This is a genomic window from Sphingomonas sp., from assembly GCF_040398505.1.
Taxonomy (GTDB): domain Bacteria; phylum Pseudomonadota; class Alphaproteobacteria; order Sphingomonadales; family Sphingomonadaceae; genus Sphingomonas.
This window is the reverse complement of record NZ_JBBATX010000159.1, coordinates 1-4,524: the sequence shown is the minus strand read 5'-3', so window position 1 is coordinate 4,524 and position 4,524 is coordinate 1. Positions and strand designations below refer to the sequence as shown.

Annotated in this window: 6 protein-coding genes; 4 read left to right on the top strand and 2 right to left on the bottom strand. The window is 66.4% G+C overall.

The window, feature by feature from the left end; translation table 11 throughout:
- Positions 1-76: 76 nt before the first annotated feature.
- On the bottom strand, positions 77-511 hold the full coding sequence (locus tag ABWP09_RS13670; protein ID WP_353205675.1) for a glycine zipper 2TM domain-containing protein: 435 nt from the start codon (positions 509-511) through the stop codon (positions 77-79).
- A 159-nt stretch (positions 512-670) separates the two neighbouring features.
- Here ABWP09_RS13670 and ABWP09_RS13665 point away from each other — a divergent pair, with 159 nt between their 5' ends.
- Positions 671-1,669, top strand: coding sequence for an esterase-like activity of phytase family protein (locus ABWP09_RS13665; RefSeq protein ID WP_353205674.1), 999 nt, complete (start codon positions 671-673; stop codon positions 1,667-1,669).
- Positions 1,670-1,672: 3 nt separating this feature from the next.
- Here the strand turns inward: ABWP09_RS13665 and rpmB are convergent, their stop codons facing one another.
- Positions 1,673-1,975, bottom strand: coding sequence for a 50S ribosomal protein L28 (rpmB, locus tag ABWP09_RS13660; protein WP_188448160.1), 303 nt, complete (start codon positions 1,973-1,975; stop codon positions 1,673-1,675).
- Positions 1,976-2,188: 213 nt separating this feature from the next.
- On the opposite strand from rpmB, the gene ABWP09_RS13655 reads away from it, so the two are divergent.
- From ABWP09_RS13655 to ABWP09_RS13645, 3 genes are all read left to right on the top strand, one after another.
- A complete protein-coding gene (locus ABWP09_RS13655) occupies positions 2,189-2,476 on the top strand; it encodes a hypothetical protein (protein WP_353205673.1) in 288 nt (95 codons plus the stop codon).
- Positions 2,477-2,559: 83 nt separating this feature from the next.
- Entirely contained in the window at positions 2,560-2,988 is a 429-nt protein-coding gene (locus ABWP09_RS13650; RefSeq protein WP_353205676.1) for a nucleoside deaminase, read from the top strand.
- Positions 2,989-3,066: 78 nt separating this feature from the next.
- The gene (locus ABWP09_RS13645) at positions 3,067-4,380 is read left to right on the top strand and encodes a hemolysin family protein (RefSeq protein ID WP_353205672.1); all 1,314 of its coding nucleotides are present in this window, start codon (positions 3,067-3,069) and stop codon (positions 4,378-4,380) included.
- The last annotated feature ends 144 nt before the right edge of the window (positions 4,381-4,524 follow it).

Below are 4,524 nucleotides of genomic sequence, written 5' to 3'. Positions count from 1 at the left end.
GCGACCCGCCGTCCGGTAAGGGCGCTGCTCGCTTCAGCGAGCACCGGGGCGGCCGCAGCCGCCCCTTCACCCTGCCTTACCGGCGGCAGCCATCCCGCTCGATCGCACGACCGGCCAGCGCACCACCGCCTGCACCGAGCACTGCGCCAAGCGTCCGGTCACCGCGTCCGGCGATCACATGTCCCAGCAAACCACCCGCGATCGCGCCGATGATCGTCCCCTGGTCACTGCGGCAGCGGTCGCGCGACTGGCTGTAATAGCGCCGATTCTGATACGGGTCCTGATACTGGTCCTGATACTGGCGATACTGACGCGGCTGTTCATAGCGGCGGTCGTCGCGGTAATCGCGCCGATATCCACGGTCGTCCTGCCGGTTATAGCCGTCCTGATACGCCTGGTCATAGGCATAGGCCTGGCCATTGTCATAGCGCTGCGCGGCAGCGGGCGTTGCGGCCAAACCGGCGGCGGTCATGGCCATCGCGGTGGCGGCGAGCGTAAGCTTCTTCATCATGGTACGTCTCCTGTTCGGGCCGGTTGGGCTGTGTCCGATGTTGCCCTTATCGCCGAGTCGCGCTGAGACGAGGCTGAATGGGGTTGTTAGCCGCCGTTCATCATCACTTCGGCTCGAACGATGGTTGCGCGGCGTGCCCGCCTCCCGCAGGGGCAGCGGATGCGGATCCTCCTGTCGCTCCTGCTCGTCCTCCTGCTCGTCCCCGAAGGATCGCGTCCGGTGCATCGCGATGTGCTGGGGTCCGTCGCGGACGTGCGCGCGACTCCGGTCGCGCTCGACCGCGCCGATCCGCGCCGCACCCGGGTCGGCGATCTCGTGTGGCTGGGCGGAGTCACACTTTCGAGCCACGACCCGGCGTTTGGCGGCTTTTCTTCGCTCGCGGTCGCGGGCGACCGCTTCACGCTGCTGAGCGATGGCGGCAATATCGTGCGATTCGCGCTGGGCCGCGACGGGCGCTTGCGCGCGGCGAGCTTTGGCGATTTGCCCGGCGGACCCGGCACCGGTTGGTCCAAGCGCAGTCGTGACAGCGAATCGATGAGCGTCGATCCACACACCGGCGCGATCTGGGTCGGGTTCGAAAATGCCAATGCCTTGTGGCGCTATGCCGCCGGCTTCGCCCGTGCCGAGGCGCGCGTTCGCCCCGCCGTGATCCGCCACTGGCCCGAAAACGCCGGCGCTGAGGCGATGACGCTGCTGCCCGGTGGCGGAATGGTGGCGATTGGCGAGCGCGCGCCGTGGCGCGGTGCCACGGGGCGGGGCGGGGTCGTCTTTTACGGCGATCCCGTGCTGCACCCGCGCCGCGGCTTCCGCTTCAACTATCTGCCGCCCGCGGGATATGATCCGAGCGACATGACCGTACTGCCCGACGGGCGCTGGCTGATCCTCAACCGGCGGTTCAGCTGGGCGCGCTTTTCGAGCGTGCTGAGCGTCGTTGATCCGGCGCAGGTGCGGCCCGGCGCGACGGTGCGCGGGCGCGATATCGCGACGCTCGCGGCACCGCTGATCCACGAAAATTTCGAAGGAGTTGCCGCCACGCGCGAAGGGCGCGCAACCACCCTTTGGCTGGTGTCGGATGACAACCAGCTTCCGGTTCAGCGCACATTGCTGCTGAAATTCAGGCTAGACCCGATCCCGCCAAAGCAGGACCGGAAGCAATAGCGCTTAAGCGGCGACCTGAGTCGCGGCGGTCAGCTTCTTCGACACGTCACGCTTCAGGCGACGCGCGCGCAGCGAGAGCTTTTCGTTGGTCGTCTTGACCAGCCAATTGTCCAACCCGCCGACATGCTCGACCGAACGCAGCCCGTGCGCCGAAACACGCAGCTTCACGCTGGTGCCGAGTGCATCCGAGATGAGCGTGACGTTCTGCAGATTGGGCAGAAAGGTACGCTTGGTCTTGTTATTGGCGTGGGAGACGTTGTTTCCCACCATCCGGCCCTTGCCGGTCAGTTCGCAAATGCGCGCCATCGTGAATTCCTGAGTCGCTGATCAAGCCCGTAATGAGGCTCGTGAAGGCGCGGCGCATACCGAAAGCACGGCAGCAGGTCAACATCGCGGTCGACACGGCGTGTGCGTTGCGGCGCGAATAGGTCTCTGGCATGCAACGAACACGCGGACTCGGCGTTTGGTTACGGTAACGATTCGATTGGCCCATCCAATGGGCACTATAGGAGAAGTCCCATGCGTTTCCTGTTTGCCCTGGTCGGTCTTGCCGCCCTCGTTGTCGTCGCACTCGTGTCGCTTGGCATGCTCAAGATCGATACCAAGGCCGGGTCGTTGCCGACGGTGAGCGTCAATGGCGGCAAGGCCCCCAAAGTGACCGCCAATATGGCAACGGTCGAATTCGGCACCACCAACAAGACGGTCGAAGTCCCGACCGTCGGGACGACGACCAAGACGATCGCCGTGCCGACGCTCAAGGTGACCAAGCCAGCCGAGGCGGATGGCAACACCGCCACGGCCGAATAACACCCGCCAACGATCGCGTCGACGATCTGGCGGTTTCGCGCGGGGTGGGGCATGGGGTCGCGGTGATCCCGCTCCCCGCCCCGATGCGCGCTGCGCTCGATGCCGCCGCGTTGGCAGCAGCGGCGGGCGAAGTGCCGGTGGGCGCAGTCGTGGTGCACGCCGGACGAATCGTCGCGATATCGGCCAATGCGCCCCGCGCCTTGCATGACCCGACGGCACATGCCGAAATCCTGGCGATTCGCGCGGCGGCGGCGGCGCTCGGCACCGATCGGCTGAGCGATTGCGACCTTTGGGTAACGCTGGAACCGTGCGCCATGTGTGCCGGCGCCATCGCGCACGCCCGCATCGCCCGCCTCTATTATGGCGCGAGTGATCCCAAGGGCGGTGCCGTGGAACATGGTCCTGCGCTGTTCGCCCAGCCGACTGTCCACCACCGGCCCGAGGTGTTTCCCGGCATTGGCGAAGGCGAAGCCGCCGCCTTGCTCCGCGATTTCTTCGCAGCGCGGCGCTGACCTGTCTGGCGGAACGCGCGCGAATGTGACGCGACGGTTGTGAAATACCCCGAATCGCGCGAAGGAAGGTGCAGCATCATGCATCCGCTATCCCCCTTCCCGTGGATCGACGTCGCGATCATCTTCGCGCTGATCGTGTTGAACGGCGTTTTCGCCATGTCCGAACTGGCGATCGTCTCGTCGCGCAAGGCGCGGTTGGAGGCGATGGCGCGCGCCGGGAAGCGCGGCGCGCGCACGGCCATCGCGCTGGCCGCCGATCCCGGCAAATTCCTCTCCACCACGCAGATCGGCATCACGCTGATCGGAATTCTCGCCGGTGCCTATTCGGGCGCGAGCCTGGGCGGGCCAGTCGCGGCGCGGATGGACTATCTTGGCCTGAGCAGCGAAGTGACCCAGTCGATCGGCTTCGTGATCGTCATCGGCATTACCACGTATTTGTCGCTGGTGATCGGCGAGCTGGTGCCCAAGCAGATCGCGCTGCGTGCGCCCGAGCCGATTGCAGCGGCGATGGCGGGGCCGCTCATGGCGCTGGCCTGGGGGGCCGCCCCGGTCGTGTGGTTGCTCGATTCGTCGAGCGGCGCGCTGTTCCGCCTGATGGGCCTGAAGCGCGAGAGCGAGGAGCATGTTACCGCCGAGGAACTGCATCTGATCGTCGCCGAAGCGAGCAAATCCGGCGTAATCGAAGAACATGAGCGCTCGATCATTTCGGGCGTGGTACGCCTCGCCGATCGCCCGGTGCGCGAGGTCATGACGCCGCGCACCGACATCGAATGGATCGACGCGACGCTCGACGATGCCGGGCTCCGCGCGGCGCTGGTGCAAGCCTCGCACAGCCGCTTGCCGGTGGCCGAAGGCTCGGTCGATACCGTCATCGGCGTGGTGCAGGCGCGCGATATCGCCGTCGCTTTGTTCAAGGGCGAGCCGCTCGATGTCCGCGCGCTGATGCGCCAGGCGCCGGTGGTGCTCGACCAGATCGACGCAATGGACGCGCTCGACGCGCTGCGCCAGGCCGAGGTGCCGATGGCGCTGATCCATGACGAATATGGCCATTTCGAAGGAATCGTCACGCCCGCAGATCTGCTCGCGGCAATCGCCGGCGAATTCGTCTCCGACGCCGACCCCGAGGATGCGCCGACGGTGGTGACGCGCGACGACGGATCATTGCTGATCGCCGGCCATATGGCGGCCGATGCGCTGGCCGAACGCCTCGGCATCGACCTGCCCGAGGAGCGCGATTATGCCACCGTCGCCGGCCTCGCGCTCGCGGTATTCCGCCATTTGCCGGGCGAGGGCGAGAGCTTCGTCGAGCAGGGCTGGAAGTTCGAAGTGGTCGATCTCGACGGGCGCCGGATCGACAAACTCCTGATCAGCAGCGCGCGCGACGCGGGGTAGGGCTGGGGGCTTAGGGGCTGGCGCGCCAGCCTCTTCCACTTGCCGTTCGCCCTAAGCCTGTCGAAGGGCCCGAGCCCCACGCGATGCCTCGCGTGGGGCGAGCAGTGCTTCGACAAGCTCAGCACGAACGGGAATTGGGTCTAA

Excerpts from the sequence above, each read along its gene's own strand:
- ABWP09_RS13645 (WP_353205672.1), top strand. The coding sequence starts at position 3,067 with ATGCATCCGCTATCCCCCTTCCCGTGGATCGACGTCGCGATCATCTTC.
- ABWP09_RS13650 (WP_353205676.1), top strand. The coding sequence starts at position 2,560 with ATGCGCGCTGCGCTCGATGCCGCCGCGTTGGCAGCAGCGGCGGGCGAA.
- ABWP09_RS13670 (WP_353205675.1), bottom strand. The coding sequence starts at position 511 with ATGATGAAGAAGCTTACGCTCGCCGCCACCGCGATGGCCATGACCGCC.
- ABWP09_RS13665 (WP_353205674.1), top strand. The coding sequence starts at position 671 with ATGCGGATCCTCCTGTCGCTCCTGCTCGTCCTCCTGCTCGTCCCCGAA.
- rpmB (WP_188448160.1), bottom strand. The coding sequence starts at position 1,975 with ATGGCGCGCATTTGCGAACTGACCGGCAAGGGCCGGATGGTGGGAAAC.
- ABWP09_RS13655 (WP_353205673.1), top strand. The coding sequence starts at position 2,189 with ATGCGTTTCCTGTTTGCCCTGGTCGGTCTTGCCGCCCTCGTTGTCGTC.